Annotated in this window: 12 protein-coding genes; all 12 read left to right on the forward strand. The window is 65.3% G+C overall.

Features of this window, described 5'->3' with window-relative positions; all coding sequences use genetic code 11:
* Nucleotides 1-3 precede the first annotated feature (3 nt).
* Nucleotides 4-513 (forward strand): type VI secretion system baseplate subunit TssE, encoded by a 510-nt coding sequence (gene tssE / locus KHO23_RS05205; RefSeq protein WP_211609970.1) that lies wholly within the window; start codon nt 4-6, stop codon nt 511-513.
* Entirely contained in the window at nt 513-2402 is a 1890-nt protein-coding gene (tssF, locus tag KHO23_RS05210; RefSeq protein ID WP_211609971.1) for a type VI secretion system baseplate subunit TssF, read from the forward strand. Before tssE ends, tssF begins: the two co-directional genes overlap by 1 nt.
* Nucleotides 2387-3394, forward strand: a complete 1008-nt coding sequence (gene tssG, locus KHO23_RS05215) for a type VI secretion system baseplate subunit TssG (protein WP_211609972.1) — start codon at nt 2387-2389, stop codon at nt 3392-3394. Before tssF ends, tssG begins: the two co-directional genes overlap by 16 nt.
* A 73-nt stretch (nt 3395-3467) precedes the next feature.
* Nucleotides 3468-6140, forward strand: coding sequence for a type VI secretion system ATPase TssH (tssH, locus tag KHO23_RS05220; protein WP_211609973.1), 2673 nt, complete (start codon nt 3468-3470; stop codon nt 6138-6140).
* Nucleotides 6141-6154: 14 nt separating this feature from the next.
* Nucleotides 6155-6544, forward strand: a complete 390-nt coding sequence (locus KHO23_RS05225; protein WP_211609974.1) for a DUF4280 domain-containing protein — start codon at nt 6155-6157, stop codon at nt 6542-6544.
* Between the two features lie 35 nt (nt 6545-6579).
* On the forward strand, nt 6580-8583 hold the full coding sequence (locus KHO23_RS05230; protein ID WP_211609975.1) for a type VI secretion system Vgr family protein: 2004 nt from the start codon (nt 6580-6582) through the stop codon (nt 8581-8583).
* Between the two features lie 6 nt (nt 8584-8589).
* A complete protein-coding gene (tagH, locus tag KHO23_RS05235) occupies nt 8590-10284 on the forward strand; it encodes a type VI secretion system-associated FHA domain protein TagH (protein WP_211609976.1) in 1695 nt (564 codons plus the stop codon).
* Nucleotides 10285-10370: 86 nt separating this feature from the next.
* The gene (gene tssJ, locus KHO23_RS05240) at nt 10371-10907 is read left to right on the forward strand and encodes a type VI secretion system lipoprotein TssJ (RefSeq protein WP_211609977.1); all 537 of its coding nucleotides are present in this window, start codon (nt 10371-10373) and stop codon (nt 10905-10907) included.
* A gap of 108 nt (nt 10908-11015) precedes the next feature.
* Nucleotides 11016-12350, forward strand: a complete 1335-nt coding sequence (tssK, locus tag KHO23_RS05245; protein WP_211609978.1) for a type VI secretion system baseplate subunit TssK — start codon at nt 11016-11018, stop codon at nt 12348-12350.
* A 6-nt stretch (nt 12351-12356) separates the two neighbouring features.
* Entirely contained in the window at nt 12357-13709 is a 1353-nt protein-coding gene (locus KHO23_RS05250; protein ID WP_211609979.1) for a DotU family type VI secretion system protein, read from the forward strand.
* Between the two features lie 52 nt (nt 13710-13761).
* Nucleotides 13762-17325, forward strand: coding sequence for a type VI secretion system membrane subunit TssM (gene tssM / locus KHO23_RS05255; protein WP_211609980.1), 3564 nt, complete (start codon nt 13762-13764; stop codon nt 17323-17325).
* Nucleotides 17322-18038: a type VI secretion system-associated protein TagF gene (gene tagF / locus KHO23_RS05260; protein WP_211609981.1), complete on the forward strand. Its 717-nt coding sequence runs from the start codon at nt 17322-17324 to the stop codon at nt 18036-18038. The genes tssM and tagF overlap by 4 nt, the downstream gene beginning before the upstream one ends.
* The last annotated feature ends 26 nt before the right edge of the window (nt 18039-18064 follow it).

The raw sequence follows: 18064 nt of genomic DNA on the forward strand, positions 1-18064 counted from the left end.
ACCATGGCCGAACTGACCGCCAGAGAACGTCTGCAGCCGTCGCTGCTCGACCGGCTGACCGACGATGAGCCGGGCAACGCGCAGGAATCGCGCGAGCGCCGCGTGCTGTCGATGCGCACGCTACGGCAGGCCGTGCTGCGCGATCTGGCGTGGCTCTTCAATTCGAGCGGTATCGGTATTCTGCAGGATCTCGAAGCATTTCCGCTCGCGGCGCAATCGGTCGTCAACTATGGGATGCCCGACTTCTCCGGGCAGACCGCCTCGGGCATCGACATCGAGGGTGTCGCGCGCCGCATGCGCCAGGCGATCTGGGACTTCGAGCCGCGCATCTTGCGCAACACCGTGCAGGTGCGCCCGCTCGCGTTCGATCAGAGCGCGCATAACCAGCTCATCTTCGAACTGGAAGGCGAACTGTGGGGGCAGCCCGTGCCTGAGCGCCTGTTCCTGAAAACCGAGCTCGACCTGGAAATGGGCGAGATACGCGTAACCGATTTCGACGCGGTGTTTTCCTGATGGACACGCGCCTCCTGCGCTACTACGAGCGCGAACTCCAGCACCTGCGCGAAACCGGCGGCGAATTCGCACGCGAGTTCCCGAAGGTTGCCGGACGCCTCGGGCTTGAAAGTTTCGCCTGCGCCGACCCTTACGTCGAGCGTTTGCTGGAAGGCTTCAGTTTTCTCGCCGCACGCGTGCAGATGAAAATCGACGCGGAGTTTCCACGCTTCACCGAACATCTGCTGGAGCTGGTCTATCCGCATTATCTTGCGCCAACGCCGTCGATGGCGGTGGTGCAGTTCGCACCGGACCTCGCCGAAGGCAGCCTCGCGTCAGGATTCAGGCTGCCACGCGGCACCGTGCTGAAGAGCATTCTCGGCAAGAACGACCAGACACCGTGCGAATACCGCACCGCGCACGAGACCACACTCTGGCCGCTTGAAATCGCCCACGCGCAATATTTCGCCCACGCGGGTGAGATTGCCGGGCTGGATTTTTCGCGGCTCGGCAAAGTACGCGCCGCATTGAGACTGCGCTTGCGCGCCACCGCCGGTCTTGCGTTCAACGAACTGTCGCTCGAACGTCTCACGCTGCATCTACGCGGCAGCGATGCGCTGCCCGCGCAGTTGGTCGAGCAGATCTTCAGTCATGCGCTGGCGTTGATCGCGATGCCGGCAAAGACCAACGTCAACGGCAACGCCGCGTGGCACGAGGTGATCGACCGGGCGCACATTGGCCGCGTGGGTTTCTCGGCAGACGAAGCCTTGCTGCCGCACGGACCGCGCTCGTTTCACGGTTACAGGCTGCTGCACGAGTATTTCGCCTTCCCGCAGCGTTACCAGTTCGTCGAGCTCGGCGGACTGGCTCGCGCCGTCAGCCGCTGCGCGGACAACGAACTCGACCTGGTGATCCTGCTCGACCGCTTGCAGCCGGCGCTCGAAGGGGGTGTCGGGACAGAGACATTCAGCCTGTTCTGCGCGCCGGCAATCAACCTGTTTCCGAAGCGGGCCGACCGCATACACCTGACGAAACAGCATGCCGAGTTTCACGTGATTCCCGATCGCACCCGGCCGATGGATTTCGAAATCCATCAGGTGGTGTCGGTCACCGGTTACGGCAGCGGCAAAGATGAACAGCAGGCCTTCCGGCCGTTCTATGCGGCCAACGATCTGATGAACGAGCGCGAGGCGGGCGCGTACTACCAGGTGCGCCGCGCGCGCCGCGTGCTATCCGAGCGGCAGCGGCGGCAGGGGCCGCGTTCGAGCTATGTCGGCAGTGAGATGTTTGTGTCGCTGGTCGACCCGTTGGAGGCGCCATATCGCAGCGATCTGCGCCAGCTTGGCGCCGAGCTGTTGTGCACCAATCGCGATCTGCCGCTTTCCATGCCGCTAGGCCTCGGCAAGACCGACTTCACGCTGGAGGCGAGCGCGCCCGTTCAGGCGGTGCGCTGCGTCGCCGGACCGACTGCGCCGGCGCCGTCATATGCGGAAGGGGAAGTGGCGTGGCGCGTGGTCAGCCATCTGTCGCTGAACTATCTCTCCCTGCTCGATCAAGGCGAGAAGGAGGGCGCTTCGGCGCTGCGCGATCTGCTGCGCCTATACGTGGGCGTCGCCGACACGGTCGGACACCGGCAGATCGAAGGCGTGCGCTCGATCTCGTCGCAGCCCATCGTGCGGCGCATTCCGGGGGCGGGGCCGATCGCCTACGGGCGAGGCTTGCAGGTCACCGTGACGATGGACGAAAGCGCATTCGAAGGCGCGGGCATTTTTCTGTTCGGCAGCGTGCTCGAACAGTTCTTTGCCAAATACACCTCGCTCAATACCTTCACCGAGACCGTCGTGCGTTCGACCACGCGCGGCGACATCATGAAATGGCCGGCGCGGAGCGGACAATGCGAGATCCTGTAGCACGCCTCGCGCCGCTCGCGGACGAGCCGCGGCGTTTCGACTTCTATGCGGCCCTGCGGCTGATCGAGGCCGCGTACCCGGACAGCCCGCGCGTGGGCCGCTCGCAGCGCGCCGCCGACGATCCGGTGCGGCTCGCCCAGGCGGTGACGCTCGCATTCGAGCCGGCGATGATCGAGAAGCTCGAATGGCGCGGCGAGAAGCCGCCGCGCATGGAGGTCAACTTTCTCGGCTTGAGCGGACCGAACGGCCCGCTGCCGCTGCATCTGACGGAGTACATCCGCGACCGTCTGCGTAACTCGGCCGACCCGACGCTGGCGCGCTTTCTCGATGTGTTCCATCACCGCATGCTGTCGCTGTTCTATTGCGCGTGGGCCAACGCACAACCCGCAGTCAGTCTCGACCGCCCCGAAGCCGACCGTTTCGCGACGTATGTCGCCTCGCTCGTCGGACTCGGCATGCCGTCGCTGCAGCACCGCTCGACCTTGCCCGGCGTCGCGAAGCTTCACTACGCCGGGCGCCTTGCCGATCAGCGCCGCAATGCCGAGGGCCTGGCTGCGCTGCTCGCGGATTTCTTTCGCGTGGCGGTGCGCGTCGAACCTTTCGTCGGTCACTGGATGCGCTTGCCGGTCGATGAGCGCACGCGCCTGAAGACCGGCGTGAGCGCCGAAAGGTTAGGCGCGAGCACCGTGCTGGGCAGCGCGGTATGGAACGTTCAGCACAAGTTTCGTTTGCGCATCGGTCCGCTCGACTTCGAGCAGTTCTGCGCGCTGTTGCCCGGCGGCGCGAATCTCGCGCGCCTGATCGACTGGGTCCGGCAATACGCGGGCGACGCGCTCGCCTGGGACGTGCGGCTCGTCCTCAGGAAAGATCACGTGCCGCCGTTGCGGCTCGGGCGCACCGCGCGGCTTGGGTTGACGACCTGGGTCGGCGGCCGCGAGCGGGCGCGCGATGCCGATCAGTTGCTGTTCTATCCGGTTCCTTCGCGATCCTGAGGCTACGAGTCTCATGTGTCAGAGAAAGAACATTTCCCTAAACCTGGGCACCCACACGCTCTAGAGGACATTCATGGCTGAGATCAGTCGCGTCGCGCTGTTCGGAAAGTTGAACGGGCTCGCTTACCGGGCGATAGAAAGCAGTACGGTGTTCTGCAAGCTGCGTGGCAATCCGTACGTGGAGCTTGCTCACTGGATTCATCAGATCCTGCAACTGCAGGACTCCGATCTTCATCGCATCATTCGCCATTTCGACATCGATGCCGCTGTGCTCGCGCGCGACCTGACGGCGTCGCTCGATCGCATGCCGCGCGGCTCGACTTCGGTCACCGATCTGTCGTCGCAGGTCGAGGAGGCCGTTGAGCGCGCGTGGGTGTACGGCACGCTGATGTTCGGCGAATCGCAGGTGCGCACCGGCTACATCATGGTCGGGTTGCTGAAGACGCCGGGTTTGCGCCACTCGCTGCATGCGATCTCGCGCCAGTTCGAGAAGGTCAAGAGCGAGACGCTCGCCGACGCATTCGATGAAATCGCCGGCGGCTCGCCCGAGGCGAACCTCTCGGCCACGGACAATTTTCAGATCGGCGCGGCAGCACCCGGCGAAGCCAGCGGCGCGCTGGCGCCGGCCGCGCTCGGCAAGGGCGAAGCGTTGAAACGCTTCACCCTCGATCTGACCGAGCAGGCGAGAAGCGGCAAGCTCGACCCGATCGTTGGACGCGACGAAGAAATTCGCCAGGTGATCGATATCCTGATGCGCCGCCGCCAGAACAATCCGATTCTGACCGGTGAGGCCGGCGTCGGAAAGACCGCGGTGGTCGAAGGATTCGCGCAGCGCATCGTGGCGGGCGACGTGCCGCCGCAGTTACGCGACGTGCGCCTGCTCACGCTCGACGTCGGTCTGTTGCAGGCCGGCGCGAGCATGAAAGGGGAATTCGAGAACCGTCTCAGACAGGTGATCGAAGAAGTGCAGGCCTCGGAGAAGCCGGTGATCCTGTTCATCGACGAAGCGCATACGCTGGTGGGCGCGGGCGGCGCCGCGGGCACCGGCGACGCCGCCAATCTGCTCAAGCCGGCACTCGCGCGCGGCACGCTGCGCACGGTCGCGGCGACCACCTGGGCCGAGTACAAGAAGCACATCGAGAAAGACCCGGCGCTCACGCGCCGCTTCCAGGTCGTGCAGGTGCCGGAGCCGTCGGAGGAAAAGGCGCTGCTGATGATGCGCGGCATTGCCTCTTCGCTTGAGACACACCATCGCGTGCAGATTCTCGACGAAGCGCTCGATGCGGCCGTCAAGCTGTCGCATCGCTACATTCCGGCGCGGCAACTGCCGGACAAAGCCGTGAGCCTGCTCGACACGACTTGCGCGCGTGTCGCGATCAGTCAGCACGCCACGCCCGCCGCGATCGACGACGCCAGAAAGCGCATCGCCGCGCTCGAAACGGAGCTCGCGATCATTGGCCGCGAAACGGCGGTCGGTGTCGATACGCTCGAGCGCGAAACGCTTGCGACGCAAAAGCTCGTCGCCGAGCGTGCGCGGCTCGCCGAACTCGACACCCGCTGGCAGACGGAAAAGGCGCTGGTCGACCGCATCCTCGAACTGCGCGGCAAATTGCGCGACGCGACCGGCAAGGTCGAAGGGGCGGAGGATACCGGCAGCGCAGAGTCATGGCTCGCCCAGTTGAAAGACCTGCAGGCGCAACTCGTCGCGCACCAGGGCGAGACGCCGCTGATTTTGCCGACTGTCGATCACCAGGCGGTTGCATCGGTGGTGCAGGACTGGACCGGTATTCCGGTCGGACGCATGGTGAAGAACGAAATCGAGAATGTGCTGAAACTCGCCGATACGCTGTCGCAGCGGATCATCGGTCAGCGTCACGCGCTCGACATGATCGCCAAACGCATCCAGACCTCGCGCGCGGGTCTCGACAATCCGGGCAAGCCGATTGGCGTGTTCATGCTGGCCGGCACCTCGGGCGTGGGCAAGACCGAGACCGCGCTGGCACTCGCGGAGGCGTTGTACGGCGGCGAGCAGAACGTCATCACGATCAACATGAGCGAGTACCAGGAAGCGCATACCGTCTCTTCGCTCAAGGGCGCGCCGCCCGGCTACGTGGGTTATGGCGAAGGAGGCGTGCTGACCGAGGCGGTGCGCCGCCGCCCGTACAGCATTGTGCTGCTCGACGAAGTGGAAAAGGCCCACCCGGATGTGCACGAAATCTTCTTCCAGGTTTTCGACAAGGGCTGGATGGAAGACGGCGAAGGCCGCGTGATCGACTTCAAGAACACGCTGATCCTGCTGACGACGAACGCCGGCACCGATCTGATTACGAGCCTGTGCAAAGACCCGGACCTGATGCCCGACGCGGAGGGTATCGCCAAGGCATTGCGCGAACCGCTGCTGAAGGTGTTTCCGCCCGCGCTGCTGGGCCGGCTCGTCACGATCCCGTACTACCCGCTGAATGACGAGATGATCGGCGCGATTATCCGCCTGCAACTCGGACGTATCGCGCGGCGCGTCGCGCAAAGCCACAAAGTGCCGTTCACCTACGACGACGAAGTGGTCAAGCTGATCGCGAGCCGCTGCACGGAGCTGGAAAGCGGCGGCCGGATGATCGATGCGATCCTCACCAACAGTCTGTTGCCTGCCATCAGCGGCGAATTTCTCACGCGCTTGATGGACGGCAAGCCGGTGCGGCGCGCTCATATCACCGTGTCGAATGGTGAGTTCGGTTATGCATTCGATTAAGGAGCGACGCTGCCATGGCTAGCCAGGTCTCGATGGGCGCGACCCTGAAGTGCTCGTTCGGCGCGGCGCCGTCGAGCCTGGTCGTGTTGCCCACCAACAAGGTGTTCGCGGAAGGGCCGCCTGCCGCGAACATCATGGATCACATTCCGCTTGTGAACATCATGCCGTTCGGCACGTGCAATTCGCCCTCGAATCCGACGGTCGCCGCCGCGACGACGGCTGCGCTCGGCGTGCTGACGCCGATGCCATGCGTGCCCGCGACGGTGTCGCCCTGGGCGCCCGGCGCGCCGACGGTGACAATCGGCAATTTCCCGGCGCTCGACAACACGTCGACATGCCTGTGCACCTGGGGCGGCGCGATCAGCTTTGTCGCACCGGGCACCGTCAAAACCATGATTCCCTAGAGGCTGACCCCGGGGCGACCTCAGTGACCACCTAAGTGACCACCTCAGTGACCACGCCAATGACCATCCAGAAGAACCGTCCGTGCGCCGTGTCGAGCCCGCTCGGCGAAGACGCGCTGCTGTTTGCCGGCATGGGCGGCAGCGACGAACTCGGCCGGCTCAGTGAATACCGGCTCGAACTGCTGAGCGAGAACGATTCGATCGCGCTGCACGACATCCTCGGGCAGCCGGTAGGCGTGCGCATCGACCGGCCGGGTGGCGACCCGCGGCACTTTCATGGCTACGTCACGCAGTTCGCGCACACCGGGTGGCGCGGCCGCTTCGCGACCTACCAGGCGACGCTGCACCACTGGCTGTGGTTCCTCACGCGCGCGCACAACTGCCGGGTGTTCCAGAACAAAAGCGTCGTCGAGATCATCAAGGATGTGTTCAACGACTATCCGGCGAGTTTCGACGCGTCCCTTTCGAATACGTATGAAGCGCTGCCGTATTGCGTGCAATACCGTGAGACCGATTTTGCCTTTGTGAGCCGCCTGATGGAGTCGGCCGGCATTTACTATTTCTTCCGTCAGGAGGCAACGAGCCACACCCTCGTGCTTGCCGATTCGTACGCGGCGCACAACAACCTCGACGGCGGTGGATCGATCCGTTACGTGGCTGGTGGCGTGGGCAGTATGCGAGGCACGGAATGCATCGGCGAGTGGACGCTGCAAGGTGCGCTGCAAACGCATGAGCAGAGCGCGGCGGATTTCAACTTCGAGATGGCGACCAATCGCGAAGCGAGTATCCCGCTGGCGCAGGCCGCGCTGCAGTCGAACTACGAAAACGCCACGGCGGCGCGGTTCGACTATCCTGGCGGTTTCTCGACCCGGGCGGCTGCCGAGACCGTGGTCCGCACGCGGATGGAGGCGACGGCGGCGCAAGCCCAGCGCGTCAGCGGCCGCGCGAATGTGTGCGCGATCAGCCCGGGTGGACTGTTCACGCTGTCCGAGCACCCACGCCCCGATCAGAACACGCACTATCTCGTGACGGGTGCCCGCTACGCGATTTCATACGGCGGCTATGAGCCTGGCGGCGGCGCGTCGGAAGGCCTGCAGTTCTCCTGTACGTTCGACGCGCTCGACAGCACGTATGCTTTTCGCACGCCGCTCACGACACCGAGGCCCTCGATACGCGGCCCGCAGACCGCGTTCGTGACCGGCAACAACGACCAGGAGATCTGGACCGATCAGTACGGCCGCGTCAAGGTGCGGTTTCACTGGGATCGCTCCGGCGTCAGCGATGGCGACAGTTCGTGCTGGGTGCGCGTCGCCCAGTCGTTCGCCGGTAAGCGCTGGGGCGCGCTGTTCCTGCCGCGCGTCGGGCAGGAGGTGGTGGTCGAATTTCTCGACGGCGATCCCGACCGGCCGCTTGTCACGGGTACGGTCTACAACGCCGGGATGTCGCCGCCCTACGCGCTGCCCGACAACGCCACGCGTTCGACGATCAGGAGCGATTCGTTCAAAGGCGGCGACACCTACAGCGAACTTCGCTTCGACGACAAGGGCGGCAGCGAGCAACTCTTTCTCTTCGCGGGCCGCAACCAGGACAACACCGTCAAGAACGATTCGCTCGAATCGGTGGGCAAGGACCGTCATTTTTCGGTGGTGGGCAATCACTACGCCAAGGTCGCGGGCGACCGGCACGACACGGTGGTCGGCGCACACAAAGGCAAGATCGGCGGCACGCTTTCGTTCGACGTGGAGGGCGACACGCAGCACAAGTCCGGCGGGAATATCGTGCTGAGCGCGGACGGGCGCATCGATCTCAAAGCGATGAATATCACGCTGCAGGCGGACCAGATGCTGACCTTGAAAGTCGGCGAGAGCGCGATCGTACTCGCGCCGAACGGCGTCTCGATCTCCGGCCCGATCGTCGCCATCGTCGGCTCGATGATGGTCAATATCAACAGTGGCGGCGCGAACAGCGGTGGGTCCGCGCAAGCGGCCGCGCCGCAAGCGCCCGACGCGCCCACGGAGGCCGACGATGGCACGAGGTAATCCGTCATGTTCCTGATACTTCGCGTCGAACACTATCGCAACGCGGCGGCGCCCGAGGCGATCGAAAGAAAGTTCGGGGTGGACGGCGGCACCATCGGCCGTTCAACCGACAACGACCTGGTCTTGCCGGACCCGGACAAGCTGATCTCGCGCGCACATGCACGCATCGAGTTCCGCGACGGCAGTTTTCTGATTCAGGACGTCGGCAGCAATCCCAGCGTGCTGAACGGGCGACCGCTCGGCGGTTCGCGGCAGGCTCGTCTGACGCATGGCGACGATCTCGCGGTGGGGGAGTATCTGTTGAGTGTCGTGGTGCAGGCCGAGGCGCCGGCGGCCGTTGCGGCGCCGTCCCCGATGGCGGCCGGCAAGGGGCTCGACGATCTGCTCGGCGCGGGCGGGGACATGCCGTTACCCGATCCGCTCGCATTGCCGCCGGGCCTCGACGCGTTGCAGATCGGCAGCGGGCCGGCGGACGATCCGCTTGGACTCAATGGGCCGATGCACTCGCACGCGGGGCCGTTGGCTGACGCGCTGTTCGAACGTGCGCCGGCCGAGCGGGCACCGGGTTATCGTGGCTCGATGGGAACGCATGCGGCGCCGGAGTCGCTGCCGTTCACCGGTGCGTCGATGGGCATTCCTACGGACTACGATCCGTTTGCCGATCTTGGTACGGGTGGTCGTGGCGGTCATGGTGGTCATGGCGCGGCGGCCTCGCCGCAGCAGGTGCATGCACAGACGGCGAGAGAAGCGCCGGTGGCTGCGCCCGCGCCGGTGCTGCTGCCGGAGTTCACGATTCTCGGGCGCTCGGGGCCGGGGCCCGTTGCGCCATTGCCGATTACGCGTGATGACCGAACGGGTTCGCTGTCTGCCGGTTTGCAAAATGAGCAGGCGGGTACGCCGGCCGTGATTGCGCAGCAAGCGCCGGTCAGGCCGATGCCGGATGTCACGCTCGCCGAAGTGCCGCCACAGGCACCTGTTCGCGCGCAGGGAGCGCATGCCGGTTTGCCGCCTGCTTCCGCTCAGCCGGAGCAAGCGGTTTCGTCGGCCGTTGTCGCTCAAGCAATCCACGCGACGCCCGCAGCACAGCCAACGCCCGCACCCGCACCAACCCACGACGCCATCCTGCAAGCGCTCCTCAAAGGCCTCGGCGTGCCTGATCTGCCGCTCGGCTCGCGTAGCGCGGTGGACCTCGCCGAACTGGTCGGTCAGATGCTGCGCGAATCGCTCGGCGGCACCATTGACGTGCTGATGGCGCGAGCGCTGACAAAAAAAGAAATCCGCATCGACATGACGGTGATCGGCGTGCGCGACAACAACCCGCTGAAATTTTTTCCTGACGTGGACAGTGCGCTCATGCAGATGCTGTCGGGGCGCGGCGTGGGTTATTTGCCGCCGCTCAAGGCGATCTGGGCCTCATTCGACGACATCAAGGCGCATGAACTCGCGATGGTGGCCGGCATGCGCGCGGCGCTGCTCGACGTGCTCAAGCGTTTCGACCCGGCGGCGATCGAGAAGCGCGTCTCGGCGCCAAGCGTGATGGACAAGATGCTCGGCGGCAACCGCAAGGCGCGCATGTGGGACCGCCAGGTCGAAATGTACGACGAGATGGTGCGCGAGGCCGACGACGATTTCCAGCGCCTGTTCGGCGAACGTTTCGCGAGCGCTTATGAAGACCAGATCGGACGCATCCGCACCAAATGAAAACTCGTTCTTCACCAGGTCTGTCCCACCCGTCGCCCGCGACGCCGCGCGAGAACCCGCCTGCGCGAGCACGGCGCACCGCTGCCATGCGCCGACGTCTGCTCGGTCTCGGCGCAGCAAGCGCGCTGCTGGCCGGCTGCGGCATGCTGGACAAACTGCCTTTGATCGGCAAGGCCAAGCCGCCACCGCCTCCACCACCGGCCCCTGCCGCACCGCCACCGCAGCTTATCGACGTCACGCTGAAGGCCGCCGCCGAACTCAATCCGGACGTGACCGGCCGGCCGTCGCCGGTTGCGGTGCGGCTTTACCAGTTGAAGTCGGCGAGCAAGTTCAGCAATGCCGATTTCTTTGCGCTGTTCGATCACGACAGCGCGTTGCTCGGCGCCGACCTGCTGACGCGCGAAGAAATTCAGATCGAGCCCGGTGCGAGCCGCACCGTGGTGTTGGAGCGCGCGAAAGACGCGCGCCAGTTCGCCGTGCTGGCCGCGTATCGCGACGTCGACTCGGCGCGCTGGCGCGCGGTCGTCGACGTCTCGCCGGCTGACGTCAAACGGGTTGAGATTCGGCTCGAGGCGCTGGGTGTCGCGATAGCGACAGGTCATGACGGCTCGACCCATTCGTAGATTTTGCAGCACGCATCGGCCATCGGAGAGCGGGCAGTGGCTGTCACGAACCCGTTAGGCACCCAGACGAATTGATGAATCGAAGCATCACCGGAGTTACCACACGCGATGTCCTGGAACAATAAAGTCATCTGGTCCGAGGGGATGTTCCTGCAGCCGCAGCATCTCCAGCAACACGACCGTTATCTGCACGCGCTGGTCGAATCGCGGGCGGCTGGGCTACGGCCGTATGGGTGGGGCTTCACCACGCTCAAGCTCGACGACGCGCAACTCGCGCTCGGCAAGCTGGCGATTCGCGAATGCGCGGGCGTCCTGCCCGACGGCACGCCGTTTGCGCTCTCCGCCGACGACGCGCCGCCGCCGGGCATCGACATTCCCGATGACGCGCGCAATGCGCTCGTCGTGCTCGCGTTGCCGGTGCGCCGCCCAGGCATTCCGGAGGCCACGGCGGCGCCGTCCGCCGATAGTTTCGCGCGCTACGGGACGCTCGAATACGAAGTGAGCGACAGCAACGCGGACGGCACCGGCGCGGCGCTGCTGCAGATCGGCAAGCTATGCCTGAGACTCGCGTTCGAATCCGAAGTGGCGAACGCGCATGCCTGCCTGGGCGTCGCGCGGGTGATCGAGCGGCGCGCGGACAACCGCGTCGTGCTCGATCCCGATTACGCGCCGCCGTGTCTCGACTACCGCGTGGCGCCGCGCCTCGCCGCTTTCGCCGACGAATTCACCGGACTGTTGCGCCAGCGCGGCGAGGCACTCGCGAGCCGGCTGACGGCGCCGGGCACAGGCGGGGCCGCCGAAATTCAGGACTTTCTGCTGCTGCAACTCGTCAATCGCGCCGAGCCGCTGATTGGTCACCTCGCGACCATGACCGGTCTGCACCCGGAAGAACTGTTCCGCGTTGCGGTGGCGCTGGCCGGCGAATTGGCGACCTTCTCGCAGGCGAACAAGCGTTGCGCGCAGTACCCGGTCTACCGGCATGACCGGCTCGCCGAAACCTTCATGCCGGTGATCGCCGATCTGCGGCAGTCGTTGAGCATGGTGATGGACTCCGCCGTGGTGCCGATTCCGCTCGAAGCCCGTAAGTTCGGCGTGCATGTCGCGGTAGTGCCCGACACCGAACTCTTCAAGTCCGCGATGTTCGTGCTCGCGGTCAACGCGCAGATGCCCGCCGACACCGTGCGCAACAGCTTCGCGCAGCAGGTCAAGATCGGTCCGGTCGAAAAAATCCGCGACCTCGTCAATCTGCAGCTTCCCGGCATCGCCTTGCGCGCGCTGCCGGTCGCGCCACGGCAGTTGCCGTTCCACGCCGGCTTCACGTACTTCGAGCTCGACCGCAGCAACGATCTGTGGAAGCTGCTGCCCACGTCGGCCGGCTTCGCGATGCATGTGGCGGGCGAATTCCCAGGTCTGCAACTGACGTTCTGGGCCATCAGGAGATAGCCGATCATGAGTCGAGACGACTTCGCTGCGGACCAGGACGCGACTTTTCTGGTGCCGCGTCCGGGCGGCAAGAGCACGGCGCCTGGCGCGCCCGCCGCGTCAGGCGAAATGCCGGCGGCTGCTCAGTCGGCAGGCCAGTCGCCGGGCCCGGCGGCTGCGCCGGTCGATGCGCCCACGTCCGGCCCCATCCCGACGAGCGGGCTCAATCCGCTGTTGCGCGCGGCCAACCCGCTGCTCGATCTGATCGTGCCGCTGCGTCACATGTCGACCCATTCCGATCTCGAAGACTTGCGCCGGCGTCTCGTCGACGGCGTGCGCCAGTTCGAGAGCGAAGCCCGCGCGGCCAACCTCAGCGTCGAAGCGTTGTCGGCGGCGCGCTACGCGTTGTGCACCTTTCTCGATGAAACCGTGTCGAGCACGCCGTGGGGCGGCGGCGGTGCGTGGTCGGGGCGCAGCCTGCTGATCCTGTTCCATAACGAGGCGTCGGGCGGCGAGAAATTCTTCATGATCCTGCAGCGGCTCGCACAGGACCCGCGTACCAACCTCGACGTCCTCGAACTGATGTATGTGTGTCTCGCGCTCGGCATGGAAGGGCGCTACCGTCTGATCGAAGGCGGCCGCGCGCAACTCGACGTGTTGCGCGAGCGGTTGCTGGCGATGATCCGCGAGCGCCGCGGTCCGCTCGAGCGCGACCTGTCGCCGCATTGGCAAGGTGTCCTCGACAAGCGCAATCCGCTGATGCGGATGCTGCCGGTGTGGGTGCTCGCGGCGCTCACCGGCGTGATCCTGATGGCATTGCAACTGGCGTTCTCGATCAGTCTGAACCGGGCGTCCGATCCCGTATTTGCCGCGCTGCACGGCGTGAAGACGGCGGTGGCCGAGCCCGTCGCGCCTAAGGCCGCGGTGGTGCTCGAACCCGTGAAACCGCGCCTCGCTGCGTTTCTTGCGCCCGAGGTCAGCCAGGGGCTGGTCAGTGTGGTGGAGACCCCGGCCAAGTCGACTGTCACGCTGCATGGCGACGGCATGTTCGGTTCCGGGAGCGCGGATGTGTCACGCAGTTTCTATCCGCTGCTCGATCGCATCGGCGACGCGCTGAAAACCGTGCCGGGCCGCGTCGTGGTGGCGGGGCATTCGGACGACCAGCCCATCGTGTCGGCACGTTTTCCGTCGAACTGGCATTTGTCGCAAGCGCGCGCCGAAGCGGTCAGGCAGGTGCTCGCCGCACGCACCGGCACGCCCGCGCGTTTCGCCGCCGAAGGGCGCGGCGACTCTGAGCCGCTCGTGCCCAACGACAGTGCGGCGAACCGCGCGCGCAACCGGCGGGTGGATGTGACCGTCTTCACGTCGGGGGCGCCATGACTGCCGCGCTCATCGCTTCGTTCCCGTTTTGTCTTTTGCCAGGTCACCCGTCATGAAACGTCTCTTTAGCTGGCTGACCCGCGCCTGGGTGCTGGCATTCTTCGGCGCGCTCGCGCTTGCGCTGATCGTCTGGTTCGACGGGCCGCTCGTTGCGTTCAACGGCAATGCGCCGCTGGAATCGGTGTCGAGCCGCATCACGTTGATCGCGATCATTTTTGTTCTGTGGGCCGGATTCTTTGTCGGCAAATGGGTGATCGGACGCATTGCCAGTTTGAAGCTGATGCAGAGCGTGGCGGCGCAACCGCCCGCCGATGCAGCATCGGCATCGGCCGCGCCGGCCGGAGGCGACACGCGTTCTACCGCCGAGGTGTCGGCGCTCAACCAGCGCTTCCAGGAAGCGCTGGCGATTCTGCGTCAGGCGCGCGGCGGCCGCCGCTTTGGCGGTCAGTATCTCTATCAGACGCCGTGGTACATGTTCGTCGGCGCGCCGGGTGCGGGCAAGACCACCGCACTGGTCCACTCGGGCCTGAAATTTCCGCTTGCCGATACGCTCGGCAAGGAGGCGATTCGCGGCATTGGCGGCACGCGCAACTGCGACTGGTGGTTTACCGACGAAGCCGTGCTGCTCGACACCGCCGGCCGCTATACGACCCAGGACAGCGATTCCGAAGCCGACAAGGCGGCGTGGACGGGCTTCCTGCAACTGCTGAAGAAATACCGTCGGCGCCGGCCGATCAACGGTGTGATCGTCGCGGTGTCGGTTGCCGATCTGTTGCGGCAATCCGATGCCGCGCGCAAGACGCAGGCGCAGACAATCCGCGAGCGGATCAAGGAATTGCATGAACGCCTCGGCATCCGCTTTCCGATCTATGTGCTGGTCACCAAGTGCGATCTGATGGCGGGCTTTGTGGAGTTCTTCGACGACCTGGGCCGCGAGGAGCGCACGAGTGTCTGGGGCATGACGTTTCCGGTCGCCGACGCAGCCAACGTCGACCAGTTGCTGGCAGCATTCCCGGCCGAATTCGACGCGTTGGAAGCGCGTCTGCAGGCGCGCGTCCTCGACCGTCTGCAACAGGAGCGGGACGTGCGGCGGCGCGCGCTGATCTATGGCTTTCCGCAGCAGCTCGCGTCCTTGCGCGACCTGTTGGGCAGCTTCCTCGGCGACGTCTTCCAGTCGAGCCGCTATGAGGAAAATGCGCTGCTGCGCGGCGTGTACTTCACGAGCGGCACCCAGGAAGGCAGCCCGATCGACCGTGTGATGGGCGCACTGGCGGCGAGCTTCGGCGTCGATCGCCAGGTGCTGGTGGCGAACACGGCAAGTGGCCGCAGCTATTTCATTACGCGGCTGTTGCGCGACGTGCTGTTCCAGGAGTCGGGACTGGCGGGCGCGGATCTGCGCGTCGAGCGCCGCCGTGCGTGGCTGCAACGTGGCGCCTGGGTGCTGGCCGCCGCCCTGATCGTGCTGATGACGGCGGGGCTGGTGACCAGTTACATGAGGAACAAGGCATACGTGAGCGAGGTTGCGTCGCAGGTCGAGGCGATTGACGCACAGGCGCGCAACCTCGTGCCCGGTGCCGGCGTGCTGAGCGTGCTGCCGCTGCTCGATGCCGCGCGCAGCATTCCCGGCGGCTACGCGGACCGGAACGGCGGTGCGCCGTTTCTGATGACGCTTGGTCTGTATCAGGGCGACAAGCTGGGTTCCGCCGCGCAGGCCCTGTATCAGCGTCTTTTGCGCCAGACCTTGCTGCCACGAGTGGTCGGCCGGCTGGAAGATCAGTTGCGGCGCGGCGAAGCGAACAATCCGCAATATCTGTACGAGACGCTGCGGGTCTATCTGATGCTGGGCGATCCGCGCCATTTCGACGCCGAATCGGTCGGTGCCTGGACGGATTACGATTGGGATCGCAACCTCGCCGGGCACGTCACCGACGATCAGCGCAAGGATCTATCGGCGCATATGGCTGCGCTGCTCGACCATCTGCAGGACGATGGGCCGGTCACGCTCGACGCCGATCTGGTTGCCTCGACCCGTCAGGCGCTCGCAAGGATTCCGCTGCAACAGCGGGTCTACGCGTCGCTGGTGCGCAATCTGCAACACGCGAGTTTGCCGGAGGTGTCGCTGGCAAGCGCGGCGGGGCGCGATGCGGCACTCGTGTTCGTGCGCAGGAGCGGCGAGCCGATGACGCGCGGCGTGCCGGGCCTCTATACGCGCGACGGCTACCGGCAATTCCTCGCGCGCCGGGATCGGGCGGTGGCCGACGTCGTCAAGGACAACTGGATATTGGGCAAGGACGAGGCGGTTACCGATCCGGCGGCGGTCGAGCAACTGAACGCGCAGGTGCTCGAGCTCTACTACGACGACTACATCAGACGCTGGGACGCCTTCCTGTCCGATGTCGGCATCGTGCCGTTTCGCGACCTCGATCAGGCTGCGCGTGTAGTGAACGTGCTCGCGCAGCCCACGTCGCCGCTGAAGAAATTCATGGACGTGGCCGCGAAGGAAACCACGCTCGGCGATGTCAAGCAAAGTTCATTGATCGATTCGGCCAAGGGCAAGCTCGACAGCGTCAAGAAGAAGCTGGAAAGCGCACTCGCTTCGACCGACGATGCAGCGCCCGCGCCGGCGGCATCGCTGCAAAATCCCGTCGATCTGCATTTCGAGTCCTTGCATCAACTCGCGGCGGCGGGCGCGGGCGGCGGCTCGCCGCTCGATTCGCAACTCGCCTCGCTCAACGAGGTGTTCGTCTATCTCGATGCCGCCAATACCGCGAAGCGCCAGGGCGCGCCTGCGCCCTCGTCGGATGCGTTGATGAAGCTGAAGCAGGGCGCCGAAGGCAAGCCCGCGCCGCTTGCCGCCATGCTCAAGGGGGTAGCGGACGCGGGATCGTCGCTGACGCTCGGCAGCGAGCGTGGGCGCCTGAGTTCGCTGTGGGTGGCGAACGTCGCGTCGTTCTGCCATCAGGCGATTGACGGTCGCTATCCGCTCGTGCGCACGGCAGGCAACGCGGTGACTCAGGACGATTTCGGCCGTGTGTTCGCGCCCGGCGGCCTGATCGACGACTTCTTCCAGCACAACCTGATGCCGTATGTCGATATGTCGAAGGCGCGCTGGAGCTGGCGGCCTTTCGGCAACGTATCGCTTGGCATTCCAGAGGATGTGCTCACGCAGTTTCAGCGCGCGGCGCAAATCCGCGACGCCTTCTTTTCGGGCGGCGGAAAGATGGCATCGGCCCGCTTCGAATTGAAGCCGGTCACGATGGACGCCGCCGTGACGCAATTCACGCTCGATCTCGACGGGCAGACGCTCACCTATGGACACGGCCCCACGCGTTCGACCGCGTTCCAGTGGCCTAACGGAAAAGTATCGAGCACGGTGCGGGTCGACTTTGCGCCGCCCGGGGCGGGCGGCAGCAGCGGTTTTTCCACCGACGGCCCGTGGGCATGGTTCAGGATGATCGACAAGGGCGTGCTGGAGCCGACCGCGCAGCGCGACCGCTACAACCTCACGTTGGACCTGGACGGCCGCAAGGTCACGCTGGAGCTGCGCGCGAGCAGCGTGGTGAATCCGTTCAATCTCGACGCGCTCAGCAAATTCAGTTGTCCGGCGAAGCTATGAGCGAATTGTTCGAAACGCCGGGCTTTTTCGGCAAGGCGATTACGCATGGCGACTTTCTGTCGCGACGTTTGCCGGCTCCCTTTCTCGATTCATGGGACGACTGGCTGCAACGCGGGCTGAATGCGAGCCGGCAGCGGCTGGGTGCCGACTGGCTCGGCGCCTATCTGACGAGCCCGGTGTGGCGCTTTATGCTTGGGCGAGGCGTGTGTGGGGCGCACGTGTGGGCGGGTGTGATGATGCCGGGCATCGATCGTGTCGGCCGGTATTTTCCGCTGACTATCGCGGCGAGTTGCGGCGGGGAGGTCGATCTCGTCGAGTGGATTGGGGCGAGCGGTGAGTGGTACGACCGCCTCGAGGTGCTTGCACGGTCCACGCTCGACGAGCGCTTCCAGATCGACGCGTTCGATGCGGCACTCGCGCAGTTGACCGCACCCGCCCTGCCTGCTGCACGTGAGCAGAGGGCAGCGCTGATTCTTCCGTTGGCGTCGCTTTCGCCCGATGAACTCACGCACGGCGCGCACAGGCTGATGATGAATTGGCTGTCCGCGGCTGCGGTTGGGCGCAGCTTCTGGTGGAGTGAAGGCAGTACGGCGGCCGAGGCCGTGCTGGTTGCCTGTGACGGCCTACCTGCGGAGCAGCAATTTTGCGCGCTCGTGGGCGGTGGATGGAAGGACTCGGAATGGACGTACTGTTGCGACGACACCGCGCGTTAAAAACGCCGGTTTTGCGAGGCAATGGT

Origin of the sequence: Paraburkholderia haematera, assembly GCF_905220975.1 — a bacterium.
In the GTDB taxonomy this organism is placed as follows: Bacteria; Pseudomonadota; Gammaproteobacteria; order Burkholderiales; family Burkholderiaceae; genus Paraburkholderia; species Paraburkholderia haematera.

Bases quoted from the DNA above. Each gene is read 5' to 3' on its own strand.
- tagF (WP_211609981.1), top strand. From the start codon at position 17,322: ATGAGCGAATTGTTCGAAACGCCGGGCTTTTTCGGCAAGGCGATTACG.
- tssJ (WP_211609977.1), top strand. From the start codon at position 10,371: ATGCGCCGACGTCTGCTCGGTCTCGGCGCAGCAAGCGCGCTGCTGGCC.
- tssK (WP_211609978.1), top strand. From the start codon at position 11,016: ATGTCCTGGAACAATAAAGTCATCTGGTCCGAGGGGATGTTCCTGCAG.
- tssF (WP_211609971.1), top strand. From the start codon at position 513: ATGGACACGCGCCTCCTGCGCTACTACGAGCGCGAACTCCAGCACCTG.
- KHO23_RS05225 (WP_211609974.1), top strand. From the start codon at position 6,155: ATGGCTAGCCAGGTCTCGATGGGCGCGACCCTGAAGTGCTCGTTCGGC.
- tagH (WP_211609976.1), top strand. From the start codon at position 8,590: ATGTTCCTGATACTTCGCGTCGAACACTATCGCAACGCGGCGGCGCCC.
- tssG (WP_211609972.1), top strand. From the start codon at position 2,387: ATGCGAGATCCTGTAGCACGCCTCGCGCCGCTCGCGGACGAGCCGCGG.
- KHO23_RS05250 (WP_211609979.1), top strand. From the start codon at position 12,357: ATGAGTCGAGACGACTTCGCTGCGGACCAGGACGCGACTTTTCTGGTG.
- tssE (WP_211609970.1), top strand. From the start codon at position 4: ATGGCCGAACTGACCGCCAGAGAACGTCTGCAGCCGTCGCTGCTCGAC.
- tssM (WP_211609980.1), top strand. From the start codon at position 13,762: ATGAAACGTCTCTTTAGCTGGCTGACCCGCGCCTGGGTGCTGGCATTC.
- tssH (WP_211609973.1), top strand. From the start codon at position 3,468: ATGGCTGAGATCAGTCGCGTCGCGCTGTTCGGAAAGTTGAACGGGCTC.